Origin of the sequence: Acidithiobacillus ferriphilus, assembly GCF_018854775.1 — a bacterium.
Classification (GTDB): domain Bacteria; phylum Pseudomonadota; class Gammaproteobacteria; order Acidithiobacillales; family Acidithiobacillaceae; genus Acidithiobacillus; species Acidithiobacillus ferriphilus.
In genome coordinates, this window is the sequence record NZ_JAAZTY010000152.1 from 1 (window position 1) to 13772 (window position 13772).

Consider the following 13772-nt stretch of genomic DNA (forward strand, 5'->3'; position numbering starts at 1 on the left):
CACCGCCGGTACAAGACTCCGCCAGGGCGAGGCGGGTGTCCCGCGCACGGGCGTGCTGGAGTAAGGACCACTCCGGCGGTGCCATGTGCAGTGATATGGCGCACGGTGTTCCGGCCTCGACCCAATACTCGCCCGGCAAAACTTCCGGCATGGTGCCGTTATCGTTGAAAAGGCTCAAAGGCACATCGCAAACGGGCAGATGCGCGCTTGCCCAATCACGCAACGCGACCCAGTCACCGGCCGGCAGATGGGTGCGGAATGATGATTTCATCCAGTCCGCGGCGTTCGCAAACTCGCCAATGGCCACTGCCATGCCGGAACAATCGGGCAATGTGGCGACGAGTTCCACCCGGACATCCATCCCGGCCCGCCTGGCCCAGGCCGCCAGACGCTGGGCATCGGGCAGGGTCGCGGGGCGCATGGGCAGAAATATCTGCAAGGACTCCATAGGATGGGTATTCGTCACAGCCAGCCCGCCCACAGCATCAGTCGCAGAAGAATCAGTGCCGGGATCGCCGCCGCGATATCATCGAGCATAATACCCATGCCTCCATGAATATGTTTATCCAGCCAGGAAATCGGCCAGGGTTTGAGCATGTCAAAAAAGCGGAAGAGCAGGAACCCGACGAGCAGCGTCCACCAGCCGAAAGGCACCAGCCAGAGGGTGAGCAACAGGCCCGCCCATTCATCCCAGACGATAGCCGGGGGATCCAGAGCCCTTTTGCCAGCGCCGTTTTGCATCTCCCGCGCGGTCTCCCCGCAGAGCCACGGCCCCACGGCGATCATCGTCACCAACACCAGCGTATAAACCATATTATTCTGCACCACGAGGGCCAGCAGCAGATACAGGGGAATGGCAGCGATGGTGCCCATGGTGCCGGGCAGGATGGACGACAGGCCGCTGCCGCCGCCCAATGCCAGCCACTGATACCAGGGCCTAGAGTGCATGAACATGCCCCCAGGTGGAAGGCAGCGGCAGCGGCTCATCCCGCCAGGTCAAGGTGATCGTGGTCCGGGCATCGGGGGCCGCAGGCAAGATGCTGCCCACCGCCGTCAGGCGCAGGGAGAGCGTCCGGGCGGCCTCCTGCATTGCCGTCGATAAGACAGGAGCGGCACAGAGGATCAGTTCATAATCATCGCCGCCGGTGAGAGGCCAGCGTTGCAGGCGTTCCGGGTCGGTCCGCGCCAGATCCGCGAGTTCCGGGCTCAAAGGCAGCGCATCCAGGGCGACCTGCGCCCGGACACCCGAAGCTTTCAGGATATGGCCAAGGTCGGCCAGAAAGCCATCGGAACAATCCACGGCACAAAGCACACCACTTGCCAGTGCCGTTGCGCCGAATTCGAGACGGGGCGTGGGACGCAGCCGTCGTGCCTCCAATGCGTCCCGCTGTGGTGCCGAACAGGGAAAGGCCTGCCCGTCATGGCCGCGCTCCACAAAAGCCAGGTTCAGGGCCGCGGCCGCGTCCCCGAGACTGCCGGTGACCCAGATCACGTCTCCGGGCCGCGCCGCGTCACGGCGCATCACCCCATGACCGGTAAGCCCCAATGCGGTGACGGAGAGGGTCAGCGGCCCATCCGTAGCCACCGTGTCGCCACCGGCCAGGGTAACGCCATACCGATCGGCGAGTGCACTCCAGCCCGTTGCGAATGCTTCAATCCACGCCTCATAGCCTTTCTCCCGCTGCGGCAGGGCCAGGCTGAGCAGGCACCAGCGCGCCTCCGCACCCATGGCGGCCAGGTCGCTGAGATTCACCGCAAGGGCTTTCCAGGCGAGGTCTTCCGGGCTGACATCGGGGAAAAAGTGGCGACCGGCAACCAGGGTATCCATCGTCGCCACCAGTTGTCGACCCGCGGGGTCCAGCCAGGCGGCGTCATCACCGATACCGAGCCGCACGCCCCTGCCTTCCGTGCCCAGACGGCTCCGTAACCGTTCGATGAGCGCAAACTCTCCGCCCGCCATGTTCACTCCGTTTTTGCCGATACTCGCGCTACTATAGCAAGGACATCACCTGAAGGAAGCCATGCCCTGCACCCCCACCGTCACCGGACGCTTTGCGCCCTCCCCCAGCGGCCCGCTCCATGCGGGATCACTCATCGCCGCCATTGGCAGCTATCTCAGCGCCCGCAGTCAGGGCGGGCGCTGGCTGCTGCGCCTGGAGGATGTGGATGAGGGCCGTGTGCGTCCCGGTGCCGCCGACATCATTCTCCGGCAACTGGAGGCCCTGGCGCTGGACTGGGACGGACCGGTGCAAACCCAGGCCGCCCGCAAGGATGTCTACCAGGAAGCGCTGGCGGCTTTGCAGGCACAGAGCATGGTCTACCCCTGTGCCTGCACCCGTCAGGAAATCCGGGGCTTCGGCGAACGTTATCCGGGCATTTGCCGGCCGGGTCTGCCACCCGGACGGCAGACCCGTTCCTGGCGCCTGCGGGTGCCCGACCTCTTGCCCCCCTGGGAGGATCGTTTCCATGGCCCGCAACAACTGCCCGCACCACAGGGTGACCCCATCCTGCTGCGTGCCGACGGCTACTTCGCCTATATCCTGGCCTGTGTCGCCGACGACGGGGAGCAAGGCGTCAGCGAAGTGATTCGCGGTGGCGATCTGCTTACGCTCACTGGTACCCAGCGTTATCTGCAAAGCGCCCTGGGCCTGCCCCATCCGCAATATGGGCACTTGCCCCTGCTCTGCAATGCCGACGGCAGCAAGCTCTCCAAAAGCACCGATAGCCCCGCTTGGGCTGGCGACCCCAGTCAGGCCTGGGAGGAGACGTTGCGGTTGTTGGGCTGGGTGACTCCTCCTGACCTTCATGCTGCCGACGCACCGGTATGGCGTGACTGGGCGTTGACACAGATGACCGAAGAGAAGCTTCTTTATCGCATGACCACCACTGGCCTGTAACACAGCGTAGCGCTAAGCTACCCACGATGGATCTACCCCCACTAATCTCCGCCACGCTGCTGCGCCGCTACAAACGCTTCTTGGCCGATTGCCAGTTGGCCAGCGGCGAAATACTCACCGTGCATTGCCCCAACTCCGGGAGCATGCGCAGTTGTGCCGAACCCGGTCAGCCCATTCTGATTTCTCTTAGCGACAACCCCAAACGCAAATTGGCCTGGACCTGGGAGCTCTACTGGAGCGGCGCCAGTTGGGTCTGCATCAACACCCAGCGCCCCAACGCGGTGGTCGCCGAAGCCCTAGCGGCGGGTAAAATACCCACCCTGCAACATTACACGCAATTACGTCGGGAGATACCTTATGGCAACCATGAGCGCGTTGACATCCTGCTCAGCGCCGAAGGCCAGCCACCCTGCTACGTAGAGGTAAAATCCTGCACGCTGCTGGAGGACGACCGCGTCATTCGCTTTCCAGATGCGGTCAGCAGCCGTGCCCTGCGCCATCTGAATGCCTTGACCGAGGTGGTCCATAGCGGCGGGCGAGCGGTGATGTTTTTTCTGATTGGGCGGGAAGATGGCCAGGGTTTTGCCCCCGCAGACGCCATCCATCCAGCCTATGGAAAGGCCTTGCGCCAGGCGCGCGCCGATGGTGTGGAAATTCTGGCCTACCGGACCCACGTTAGTCCTGATAAAATGACCGTAAGCGCGGCGGAAACGCTTCTCTTTTAGCCGCTTCAGGAGGACAGCATGTTGCAACGTAGCAAAAAATCACCCCAAGGCAGCATCAAAACTCTGGAAGAAATCGAAAAAATGCGGGTTGCCGGCCAACTCACGGCCATGGTGCTGAAAATGATCGGCCCCCATGTCAAAGCCGGCATCACCACCGGTGAACTGGACCGCATCTGCCACGATTATATCGTCAATGATCTGCAAGGCATTCCAGCGCCGCTCAACTATCAGCCCAGCCCGGAATATCCACCCTTCCCCAAGTCCGTCTGCATCTCCCTCAACCATGTGATCTGTCACGGTATCCCTGGTGACCGCGTCATCCGGGATGGCGACATGCTGAACATTGACGTCACCGTCATCAAAGATGGTTATCACGGTGACAGCAGCAAGATGTTCACTGTCGGCGAGGTGCCCTTGCGGTCGCGGCGGGTGATGGAAGTCGCCCACGAAGCCATGGTGCGCGGCATTCAGCAGGTCCGGCCCGGCGCGACCCTGGGCGATGTCGGCCACGCCATTCAGGTTTACGCTGAGGCACAGCATTGCTCCATTGTGCGGGAGTTCTGTGGGCACGGGATTGGCCGCGTTTTCCACGACGAACCGCAGGTATTGCACTATGGTAATCCCGGCGAAGGCATTGAATTGATAGCTGGCATGACTTTCACCATCGAGCCCATGGTCAATGCCGGCAAACGCCATATCAAGGCCCTGCCCGACGGTTGGACCATCGTCACCAAGGATCACAGTGCCTCCGCCCAATGGGAGCACACTATTCTGGTCACCGACGATGGCTACGAAATACTGACTCAACTACCCGGCGACCCCATCTAAGAATGGCGAATCGCGCCGCGCAAGCCTCCCGAACGCCCATACCCCATACAGCCTTGCGCGAGGGTCAGGGCTCGCTGCAAGCCGCCTTTTCTCCACGGCAGAGCAGCAGCACCTTGCTCCGCCAGCACTGTCGCCTGGTGGACAGCACCTTGTGCACGCTCTGGCAGGCACCATCGGGCACAGACATGCCAACCGCTGAACAACTCACCCTGGTGGCCGTAGGCGGGTACGGGCGTGGTGCGCTTTTCCCCGGTTCTGATATCGACCTTTTGATCCTGACCCCCAGCGTCCTGACCGCGATACAAAAGAACTTCATCGAAGGCTTCCTGACCAGCCTCTGGGATCTGCAAATGCAGGTGGGACACAGTGTCCGCAGCGTGGACGAGTGCTTACAGGAGGCACGTCAGGATCTGGGTGTCGCTACCACCTTACTGGAATCCCGCTATCTCGTGGGATCACGTCCCTTGCTGCAAGACCTGATTCGCGCCTTGCAGGATACCCCCCCATGGCCTCCACCGTTGTTTTTCTCCGCCAAACTGGCGGAACAGGAAAATCGCCACGCCCGGTGCAGTGATACCGCCTTTCATCTCGAACCCAACATCAAGGAAGGTCCCGGCGCACTGCGCGATATCCATCACCTGCAATGGCTCGCAGCCAGTGCTTTTGGGGAGGGCAGCCTACGTCGTCTGCGCGATGAGGGCATCATTACCGGTGAGGAATACCGCCAACTCCTACGCGCCCAGGCCCTGCTCTCCCGCCTGCGGATCGCCCTGCACTATGCCACTGGACGCCACGAAGACCGTCTGCGCCTCGACCTGCAGGTGCCGCTGGCGCGGCAATTGGGCTACACTGACCGCCCCGGGCACAGCGCCGTCGAACAATTAATGCAAAAGCTCTACCGCGCCTTCGCCGACATCCTGCGCGTCTCTGCCATTGCGCAGGAAAATATCGCACAGCAACTGGCCACCCGCGAGGCGGCACCAGTGGACACCGACCAGCGCATCGCCCTGCCCCTGCCCACGCTGCGCCGCGATGATCCGCAATTGCTCCAACACATTCTGAGCCTGTTCCGTAGCCTGGCGGAGGACTGCCGGCGGCGCACCCTCGATGCCCAGACCCAGCGCCAGCTTTACGGGTTACGGAGCGCTATTCACCCGCGTGACCTGGATCGCGATCCCATTGCGCGGAGGGAATTTCTCGCCATTCTCACCCAACCAGAGGGCGCCTATCGCAGCCTTAAAATGATGCAGCAATGTGGCATTCTGGCGCGAATACTCCCCGCTTTCGGACAGATTACCGGACGCATCCAGCACGACCTCTTCCACGTTTATACCGTTGATCAGCATACCCTCTTTCTGCTCCGCAACCTTGGTCAGATATGGACCGGCGAGACAGCACAGATGCCCCTTGCCAACGCCGCCCGGGAACAGGTCGAAAAACCGGAGTTGCTGGTGCTGGCCGGCCTCTTTCACGATATCGGCAAAGGCCGCGGTGGTGATCACTCCAAAATCGGGGCGCAGGAAGCCCGACGTTTTGCCCGGCGTTTACAGTTGTCGCCCTGCGATACGGAACTGATCGTCTGGCTGGTGGAACAACACCTGCAAATGTCCGGCGTCTCCCAGCGACGTGACCTCGAAGATCCGCAGGTCATCCGCGATTTTGCCCATCTGGTCCAGGATGAACGGCATCTTGCCTATCTTCTGCTCCTCACCGTCGCCGATATGCGAGCCACCAATCCGGATCTCTGGAATGACTGGAAGGGGTTACTGCTCGGCACGCTGTACCGGGCGACGGCCAGCGAACTCCAGCGGGAAGATCGCCAGACACGGGATCTTCCGCAAATCGTCGCCGACAAACAGCGCGCTGTTTTAGAGGGCATCGCCAGTATGGGCCAGTTGCGGACACGCGCCCTCTGGCAACATCTTTCCGGTCCTTATTTCCTGCGTTACAGCGAGGACGAACTGCTCTGGCATTGCCGGGAAATACTGGCGCACAAGGGCCACAAAACCCTCGTCGCCGTACGGCCCCATGCGCCCGACGGCAGTGAAATTCTGATTTACGGTTCGGACCGGCCGGGGCTTTTTCAGCAAATTACCGGCGCGCTGGATCGGCAGTCCCTCAACATTATCGACGCTCGGATCGATACCAGCGAAGACGGGCGTGCTATCGATACCTTTCTGGTCATCGACAACAGCCACGCCTTCGCCCACAGCGATCAGGCCCACGTTGACCTCGCTGCCGAGCTGCGCGCGGTCATCGATGGCGAGACCGCCAGCAAACCCCGCTTTGGATTACGTCATCGCGACCCACGTCATCGTTTTTTTGCCCATATTCCCGCCGAGATCCGGGTAGACAACCGCGTCCTACCTCGCTATACCCTGCTGGAGGTGCGTGCCGCTGATCATCTGGGTCTGCTCTATCAGGTGGGTGAGGCACTACGCACCCTACAACTCAATATCCACGGTGCCAAAGTCTCCACTTTTGGTGAACGGGTAGAAGATACCTTTTTCATCCTCAACGAGTGTGGGCACAAACTGACGGACGCACAGGCCAAAGCACTGACCCAAACCCTGGGCAATATTTTGAACGGCAAGGCCGCGTAGGCGATGCAGGTTGGTCAGGCACGCGCTCATTTCCAGCAACACATCCGCCCTTTCTCCAGACAGGCTCAAAACCATGTGGTCATTCCTTCTTCCTGATGCCCGGCGGCGCCGCGACCGCGCCCTGGCCCTCGCTGGCGTCCTGCGCAGCGCCCTGCTGGTGCAGAACATTGCGCGTAATGGTACTCAGCCTGGAGAACTGCTGCAGATCTGTATTCAGAGCATTCTCGCTCTGGAGTGCCAGGACAGCCTGCGTGCCTTGGGCGATATCGACAGCCTGCGTCAGTCCCTGGCTCTGCTCTGCCCTCTGCTACAACGCGGCCCCGGCAATGCCCAAGAGGCCGAACTGCTACGCTACAGCATGGCGCTAACCACTCTTGGCAAGCGTCTGCTTAAAAATTCGTCCGCTACCCGACGCGTCCAGGAAGGCATCGAACAAGCACAGCGCCAAGTCGTCCATTTTAGCGATCCGACACAGCGCAGCATTATTGCCGGACTCGCTCAGACCTACACCGAGGCCATCGGTACCCTGCGCCCGCGCATCATTGTCAGCGGTGAAAGCCGCTTTCTGAGCGACCCTGACGATGCCGCGCGCATCCGCGCCCTCCTGCTCAGCGGTATTCGTGCGGCGGTCTTGTGGCGCCAGGCGGGTGGTCACCTGCCCGGCGCCATCCTGGAGCGACGCGGACTCTGCCAGGAAGCAGAAGAACTGCTAGCCACCCATCCACAGCACAGCACCTTTTAACCCCCTGGAGTTTAGGGAATGCATCTCAATGCATCGCCTTGTTGCATTTGGTGGACGTTGCGTGGGTCTCAAACATCATTCCGGAGATGCCGCCTACCCGCAACGCATCAAAGAGTTTTTCCAATATTTCCGCGCGCGTTTCACCCAAGGATCGCCATGATATCTGTAATGCACCAAAATGCTGCTGTGCATCGTATAACTCCAGAGTCATATCTTCCATTATGCCGTCTGTGAGTTTGGCGAGGATGTGCTGTGGCTTCTGCGAAAAATTTACCGCATTCTGGATAAATTCCACCAGCATCAGCTCTTGGTACTCCTGTGCGCCTTCACGGACGGCAAAGACAAAGCGGCCCGGGATACCTAGCGCATTGCATCGGGTCTCCAGCCATAACGCTTCCTGATCGACATGTTCGGACCATTTCCCGTACCGCTCCAAATACTCTCCCACATCCAATTGCCAGGCCAGGCAAGGTCCTGGAAGTTGTGCAGGATAGGTGATGGTACCTATAAAACAGATATAGGACGGTACATTTTGTGGCGTCTGCGGGTTGCCCAGCATTTCCGCTACCAGGCGGTGGTCCATGCCCATCTGGCGGTGCAAGCGAAAAATGTCCACCGGATCCATATTCAGTAAACGTCCGCCATCGACGGGAACAGGATAAAAAGTGACGGTCGCGCGCTCGCAGACAAGGCCGTAGCGGACCAGCGCGGTGGCAGTCAGATCAGCAGAAAATCCGGCAATTTTGTCCGGCTCCAGAATGGGAATAGCAAAGAGGGTGGTCACTTCACCGGTCTCCGTCAGGAACATCTCCGCGCGCTCTTTGGCGAATTCCCAGAAATCCGCCGCCGCCTCAAGATCCTGTTCGACCAGTTCATCGGATGCCGCCTGGAGGGTTTCGTCATCCTCATCTACCAGAAGCGCATCTATCGCATCGCCCAGTGCCGATAGCAGGGCGTGATCACCGTCAATAAAGCAACGAGCGGCTAAACGTGCTAGTGCGCTGGCTTTCGGTGAGATGATATTGCTGGTATTAGTACGTGACACTCGATTTTCTCCTGTTGTCGGCATACCGCAATGCATGAGATGAATGCCTGCGCAAATATGCACCCATTCCTCATCATCCTCACACTTCGACGAATTTTTTCTGCCTGCATGGCGGGCTCCACTCTGGTTATAGTTTAACAGCAGAGAACCGCAGAATATGAACATAGTTATATAATCATAGCATTACAATCAGCAACACACATCAAGTGGGGAGCGTCCCCTGCACCGCTTTCAATTCTTGTAGAATTGACTTTCTATAAAACACATTAGTCCTCTCCATCAACAAAAAGCAGCGTTTCCGGGTCATGTAGAATATCCTCTATCCATCGCCAAAAGTGCCAACTTACGAGACACATTGTCGGCAATGATAGCGCCATCATTGCTATCCCGGCAAAACGTTCATCTGATAGCGGGGTTATCCCCCAAAGTATATGTGAGGATCCCATAGGATTGGTGTTTGTGGAACTCCAGAACCACATGCCACCCATCCCCATCATAACCAACTCGGTTACAAATACGTAACCCGCTTTTTGCAGGTGATTTCGAAGATTTGGCAATGACGGAAAAACCTTAAGAGACTGCATCCACAGAATGATCCCCAGAGCAAGGTACGCCCCTGGTAACAACGTGAATATGACACTGTATTTTAACCCAAGATACATCTGGCTGGACATGCTCCACAAAACCAATAGTGACAGTAAGGCTAGGCTACTTACCGCCGGGTTGTGGGCGAATCGAAGAAATCCATATAAATAGCGCTTGTTATTAATGGCCACATTGACGGGTATACCAAGCACCAGAAGAGGTGCTGCCAGCTCGAATTCGCCCATTAATTTTATAGTATAAATTGTCATCGACCGATGAACCAAAAAGTTTATTGGCGAATTCCATAGAACGATTGTCAGAAAAAGCCCGGCGACAAATGACCACATTTTCCACTGAGGCCACGCGATATGCGGTCGTCCGTTGGCAAAATGGCTATCATATTGATAGAGATATTGCCCCATAACTACTATTGCAGCCAATAATATAATAGGATTTATATACAAAAACCATGTGGTAGCATAATCATGTTTTTCTCCGGCCATATAAAATCCAACAGCGTACATTGACAACACCGCCAATATTGCCGTCGTAGCGATTGCCTGATGTGCCATAAGGCCCTTGATCCATGCAAGCATATTCACAGACGATCTCTTCATGTTGACACCTCCACTATATAATTAATAATTATGCATCCACCATTCGTATGTCTCGGCTGATACTGTGCATGGTAGGATTAATTTGGTAACGACACTGCCGCATCTCAGGCGAGATTCTCAGGCAATTTAATAGCCAGCGCGTGGAATGAAATGCTAGCCCTATGCACTGTAATTGAGCTACGGCTTCCACGCCCTAGAAAATCAGCACATCCCAATACGCTAATGTGCAACACACAAATTCGCTCCTTGATACTTATAATACTATATTTACAAATGTCAATCTCTCCTCCTTGCGGACCGTGCTCATTTGCCCGAAGCTGCCCTCGCTCACATGCCGCAACCCTACGCCAAAATGGGAAACCCACGCGGTGTCAAGGCGGGAATTGGACTGTGGCCCTCCGTGCCGCCACCAGTACCGTCCATGTGGAACCTCATTCCGGGAACATTCAAACTGAATAGGCTCTATGTGTCTCCATAGCCTCTTCGCGCATACATGAGCAACCCCAAGATTATCTACCGTCGGCACCAAATTGACATGCGCGCCCAGAATTGGCGGGATACAAATCAGATATCTTCATCCACTTTTCTCCATCAGTCATCTGCACCTTGGCGATTGACCCTCTTATATTCACAATCATACCACATTGGGACTGCTCGCCAATTTTTATATGTTCACGGAACCGCACTGTTTCAGCAGACAGGTTTTCATCTAAATTCGGTGCTTCGTTTTTTGGCGTATTAGCTACTCGATATTGCTGATTGGGTATTTTACTAGGACGCTTTACAACTCTCGATAATCGTTTTGGTGGTATGACAGAAATTTTTTGGATATCTTGCTGAGATGCTATTCCTTGGTAAGCGCTTGCTTGTTCTCTACCTCCAGACAGTGCACACCCGGAGAGCATGTGTACAACGACAAATGCCATAGATAGTTTAGCTATTTTTACCATTTTGCTTTCCTTTGTAGTCAATACTGTATCGGAAAAAACCGAATCACATGGAGTGCAACCGTTTAAATTATATTATAACAACAATCACTTGAAACATAGCCCCCCATACGTAATGATTGGTTCGAAAGAGTGGACAGGTACATCAGTGGTCTCCAAAGACAAGATCCCGCGCCAATTCCACAGAGCACCTGTTTTGGCCATGCTCGTACGCAGCTCTATGTTTTTTATTCCCTCAAAGGCAAATTTTGTACCAGAACCGGTAAAAGTTTCCAGAATATCATTTCAAGACGGCATCTTCGCCTTGGTTGAGGATAATGGCTTCCGTCTGCCTTGTCCCGCAAAGGACAAATAGCAGCTCCGGAGCGGCATGAAACATCCTCATCCCGGACTTGACGAGTCATACCAACGGCGCTTTCCAGCAGTATGGCGTAACTACACAAAACAGCCTGCCTCCCCCACATCCCGTCGCTGATGAACACCCCCGCACTGCGACGCCTATCTATCGCCACGCAATCTGGTCACATGGCGTATGTATAAGTGAGATCTTGTTATATTTCAAGTAAACTGCTCAGCTAGAGTGCTGCGATTAATTTTTGGGCCTGGTGCAGTGCGCGGTGCGGGCTACCTGGCTGATTCCGGAAAAGGGCTTTGGCCGCCGCCCCCAAAACTCGGGAGAGCCATCCACTTGCCCGGCGCTACAATCTGAGGCAGTATTCTGTAAAAGGAAGCGTATAATGGCTTCGGCATGGGGCAAAAGGGCTCCGTCGAGCATTATGGACTCGCTTTAGGCTTTAGGCCAGTTGCATCATGCACATTTTTAGAACTGTTAGCTTTTTACCAAATACTTGATGCTGGATTAGCTCGGATACGCCGGCCTCATGGCGTTAGCATGAAAACCACGCATTGAACAAGGAATCATATTTATGCTGTTAGCGTCATTGAAATATTCCACATTTGTACGTATTTCCGTCATGGTCGGCGTCATCTTTTTTTCTTCCGCCTGTGCCAAGAAAGAAACCCATACTGCGGTACGGGCTGCGTCCTCAAGCTTCAGCTGCATAGGCGCGGCTTCTTTTTGCAAGCACAAGACCGCGAAAGTATACCCCGTAACCTGATACAATAGGAAGATAATCCACACCCATAGACCTTCATCGAGCGCTCATGATTAAACTGGGGATACCATATTGATGAAAGGCATACAGGCAGGCAAATGGCAAACATTTCAACAGTTTTAATAGTTCGGTTTTTTTTGGTATTTATTGCCGTTCTACTTATTAGTGCGTGCGCAAAAAAAGCACCTCCCGCATCCACTTCGCCAAACAGCGCGACGGCCGCAGAGGACACCACCACTCCCAATAAAATGACCGCGAGCAAGCTTTGGAACCGGATGGGGAAACGCCTGACATTTATTCAGGAAGGGCACCATGGACCAATAATATACGATTTCACCGATACAAATTGTCCATATTGTCACCTGATATATGTTACTGAAGCAGATCTTATTCGTGAAGGCAAATTAACGGTCCGTTATGTTCCCGTCGCCATAATAAAACCTAGCAGCATGCCGGAAGCTGCTGCCATATTGCAGGAAGGCAACCCCATAGCAGCATTGCAACATGCCGAACAGGAAATTGGCAACAGCATGACTAGCGGCAAACCTGCCAATTTGCCACAAGCGACAGACGCAATCGGGGCGGCGACTCAGAAAACCATCACGGCAATCAAAAAAATAGAAGAAAATAACAAATTCTTACAAGAAATAGACGTCAATGAGCTGCCGGACATCATCTATTTGCCCAAAAAAGGGAAGTTGGGTCTGATAACTGGGTTTGTAAGCCAAAAGCAACTTTTGGCCCTGTTGCCGAAATTGCAACAATAACTTAGCGTTATATTGCCTGTCATAACGAGTAGCCGTTTTATAGATAGACAACGTAGGTATCGGGCGTGGATCGCTCCATAATATACTGGCTGCTTACTATGCCATCGATCTCAGGAATAAGCCCATTATTATTTAAATTGCACCACTCGATAGACCTCTCACAAATATTAATTTTTACACCGGACGATTTTGCAGATCTCATGGATTCATATATTGAGCACATTAATTTTACGTCCAGACCATTTTCCGCCGCCTGTACTGTTGCAATAATACCAGATTCTCCAGTCAATATTATTTCAACATGATAATCATCAGAGGCAGCCCTGGCGCCATCGAAAACATCCGCGATGGCGGCCACATTCTCCATATCTAACGTAGTAACAAATATGACCAGCTGCTTCATTTGAAACCCTTTAATACCGAGAATGATGTTCTGCTAATTCGTGTGGCATTTAAAAAAACGCATGCCACACCTTCACAGAAATACTTCCGGCCTCTGCTGTCTTCGTCGTCCCGCACGAAGTTCAGAGTACCAAAGTTATATTAGTTTAGTTACAGTTTGCCATAGGAATGCAATCCGGAAAGGAAGAGGTTGACGCCAAGAAAGCAGAAGGTGACTACCCATAGACTCATAAATGACCACCACGCCATCTGCTTGCCACGCCATCCCTTGCTGGTGCGCGCATGAAGATATCCCGCATAATTCAGCCACACGATCAGCGCCCAGGTTTCCTTGGGATCCCATGACCAAAAACCGCCCCAGGCCTTGGCCGCCCACACAGCACCGAGGATGGTGGCAATCGTGAACAATAAAAAGCCAAGAGCTATCGCCTTGGACATCATGTTGTCCATAATCTCTCCGCTGGGAAGCGCTCGCGCGAGAATCCCGCCACCGCCGCTT

At 55.4% G+C, this 13772-nt stretch carries 14 protein-coding genes and 1 pseudogene; 6 read left to right on the top strand and 9 right to left on the bottom strand.

Going from position 1 to position 13772, the window contains the following annotated elements; genetic code table 11:
- From HF921_RS10525 to thiL, 3 genes and pseudogenes are all read right to left on the bottom strand, one after another.
- Positions 1 to 466, bottom strand: a pseudogene (locus HF921_RS10525) (CinA family protein); the annotation flags it as partial.
- Positions 463 to 948, bottom strand: coding sequence for a phosphatidylglycerophosphatase A family protein (locus HF921_RS10530; RefSeq protein ID WP_064219169.1), 486 nt, complete (start codon positions 946 to 948; stop codon positions 463 to 465). The gene HF921_RS10530 and the pseudogene HF921_RS10525, both read right to left, overlap by 4 nt.
- Positions 938 to 1960, bottom strand: a complete 1023-nt coding sequence (thiL, locus tag HF921_RS10535) for a thiamine-phosphate kinase (RefSeq protein WP_064219162.1) — start codon at positions 1958 to 1960, stop codon at positions 938 to 940. The genes HF921_RS10530 and thiL overlap by 11 nt, the downstream gene beginning before the upstream one ends.
- Positions 1961 to 2021: 61 nt before the next feature.
- Here thiL and gluQRS point away from each other — a divergent pair, with 61 nt between their 5' ends.
- The 5 genes from gluQRS to hflD all read left to right on the top strand — a co-directional run bounded on the left by gluQRS (position 2022) and on the right by hflD (position 7795).
- The gene (gene gluQRS / locus HF921_RS10540; protein WP_064219163.1) at positions 2022 to 2897 is read left to right on the top strand and encodes a tRNA glutamyl-Q(34) synthetase GluQRS; all 876 of its coding nucleotides are present in this window, start codon (positions 2022 to 2024) and stop codon (positions 2895 to 2897) included.
- Between the two features lie 26 nt (positions 2898 to 2923).
- Positions 2924 to 3622, top strand: coding sequence for a DNA/RNA nuclease SfsA (sfsA, locus tag HF921_RS10545; RefSeq protein ID WP_064219164.1), 699 nt, complete (start codon positions 2924 to 2926; stop codon positions 3620 to 3622).
- Positions 3623 to 3640: 18 nt separating this feature from the next.
- The gene (map, locus tag HF921_RS10550) at positions 3641 to 4450 is read left to right on the top strand and encodes a type I methionyl aminopeptidase (protein ID WP_064219165.1); all 810 of its coding nucleotides are present in this window, start codon (positions 3641 to 3643) and stop codon (positions 4448 to 4450) included.
- A 2-nt stretch (positions 4451 to 4452) separates the two neighbouring features.
- Positions 4453 to 7053, top strand: coding sequence for a [protein-PII] uridylyltransferase (glnD, locus tag HF921_RS10555; protein ID WP_064219166.1), 2601 nt, complete (start codon positions 4453 to 4455; stop codon positions 7051 to 7053).
- Between the two features lie 73 nt (positions 7054 to 7126).
- Entirely contained in the window at positions 7127 to 7795 is a 669-nt protein-coding gene (hflD, locus tag HF921_RS10560; protein WP_064219167.1) for a high frequency lysogenization protein HflD, read from the top strand.
- 25 nt (positions 7796 to 7820) lie between these two features.
- Here hflD and HF921_RS10565 read toward each other — a convergent pair whose 3' ends face one another.
- From HF921_RS10565 to HF921_RS10580, 4 genes are all read right to left on the bottom strand, one after another.
- Complete coding sequence (locus HF921_RS10565) at positions 7821 to 8840, bottom strand: hypothetical protein (protein WP_064219168.1); 1020 nt, start codon at positions 8838 to 8840, stop codon at positions 7821 to 7823.
- Positions 8841 to 9106: 266 nt separating this feature from the next.
- Positions 9107 to 10021 carry a cytochrome c oxidase assembly protein gene (locus tag HF921_RS10570; RefSeq protein WP_226834480.1) on the bottom strand — a complete coding sequence of 305 codons (915 nt, stop codon included), beginning with the start codon at positions 10019 to 10021 and terminating at the stop codon, positions 9107 to 9109.
- Positions 10022 to 10551: 530 nt separating this feature from the next.
- Positions 10552 to 10992 (bottom strand): hypothetical protein, encoded by a 441-nt coding sequence (locus HF921_RS10575; protein ID WP_081258170.1) that lies wholly within the window; start codon positions 10990 to 10992, stop codon positions 10552 to 10554.
- A gap of 856 nt (positions 10993 to 11848) precedes the next feature.
- On the bottom strand, positions 11849 to 12073 hold the full coding sequence (locus HF921_RS10580) for a hypothetical protein (protein ID WP_155735345.1): 225 nt from the start codon (positions 12071 to 12073) through the stop codon (positions 11849 to 11851).
- Between the two features lie 129 nt (positions 12074 to 12202).
- Between HF921_RS10580 and HF921_RS10585 the strand changes: the two genes are divergently transcribed.
- Entirely contained in the window at positions 12203 to 12871 is a 669-nt protein-coding gene (locus tag HF921_RS10585) for a thioredoxin fold domain-containing protein (protein WP_064219830.1), read from the top strand.
- Between the two features lie 37 nt (positions 12872 to 12908).
- Here HF921_RS10585 and HF921_RS10590 read toward each other — a convergent pair whose 3' ends face one another.
- Together HF921_RS10590 and ccsA are read right to left on the bottom strand one after the other, a co-directional pair.
- On the bottom strand, positions 12909 to 13274 hold the full coding sequence (locus HF921_RS10590; RefSeq protein ID WP_064219829.1) for a hypothetical protein: 366 nt from the start codon (positions 13272 to 13274) through the stop codon (positions 12909 to 12911).
- 149 nt (positions 13275 to 13423) lie between these two features.
- Positions 13424 to 13772 (bottom strand): cytochrome c biogenesis protein CcsA (gene ccsA / locus HF921_RS10595; RefSeq protein WP_215893785.1); only part of this gene is annotated, 349 nt, incomplete at its 5' end.

What these genes read in the sequence shown, in the direction of transcription:
- HF921_RS10530 (WP_064219169.1), bottom strand. Translation starts at nt 948, where the DNA reads ATGCACTCTAGGCCCTGGTATCAGTGGCTGGCATTGGGCGGCGGCAGC.
- thiL (WP_064219162.1), bottom strand. Translation starts at nt 1,960, where the DNA reads ATGGCGGGCGGAGAGTTTGCGCTCATCGAACGGTTACGGAGCCGTCTG.
- gluQRS (WP_064219163.1), top strand. Translation starts at nt 2,022, where the DNA reads ATGCCCTGCACCCCCACCGTCACCGGACGCTTTGCGCCCTCCCCCAGC.
- sfsA (WP_064219164.1), top strand. Translation starts at nt 2,924, where the DNA reads ATGGATCTACCCCCACTAATCTCCGCCACGCTGCTGCGCCGCTACAAA.
- map (WP_064219165.1), top strand. Translation starts at nt 3,641, where the DNA reads ATGTTGCAACGTAGCAAAAAATCACCCCAAGGCAGCATCAAAACTCTG.
- glnD (WP_064219166.1), top strand. Translation starts at nt 4,453, where the DNA reads ATGGCGAATCGCGCCGCGCAAGCCTCCCGAACGCCCATACCCCATACA.
- hflD (WP_064219167.1), top strand. Translation starts at nt 7,127, where the DNA reads ATGTGGTCATTCCTTCTTCCTGATGCCCGGCGGCGCCGCGACCGCGCC.
- HF921_RS10570 (WP_226834480.1), bottom strand. Translation starts at nt 10,021, where the DNA reads ATGCTTGCATGGATCAAGGGCCTTATGGCACATCAGGCAATCGCTACG.
- HF921_RS10575 (WP_081258170.1), bottom strand. Translation starts at nt 10,992, where the DNA reads ATGGTAAAAATAGCTAAACTATCTATGGCATTTGTCGTTGTACACATG.
- HF921_RS10585 (WP_064219830.1), top strand. Translation starts at nt 12,203, where the DNA reads ATGGCAAACATTTCAACAGTTTTAATAGTTCGGTTTTTTTTGGTATTT.
- HF921_RS10590 (WP_064219829.1), bottom strand. Translation starts at nt 13,274, where the DNA reads ATGAAGCAGCTGGTCATATTTGTTACTACGTTAGATATGGAGAATGTG.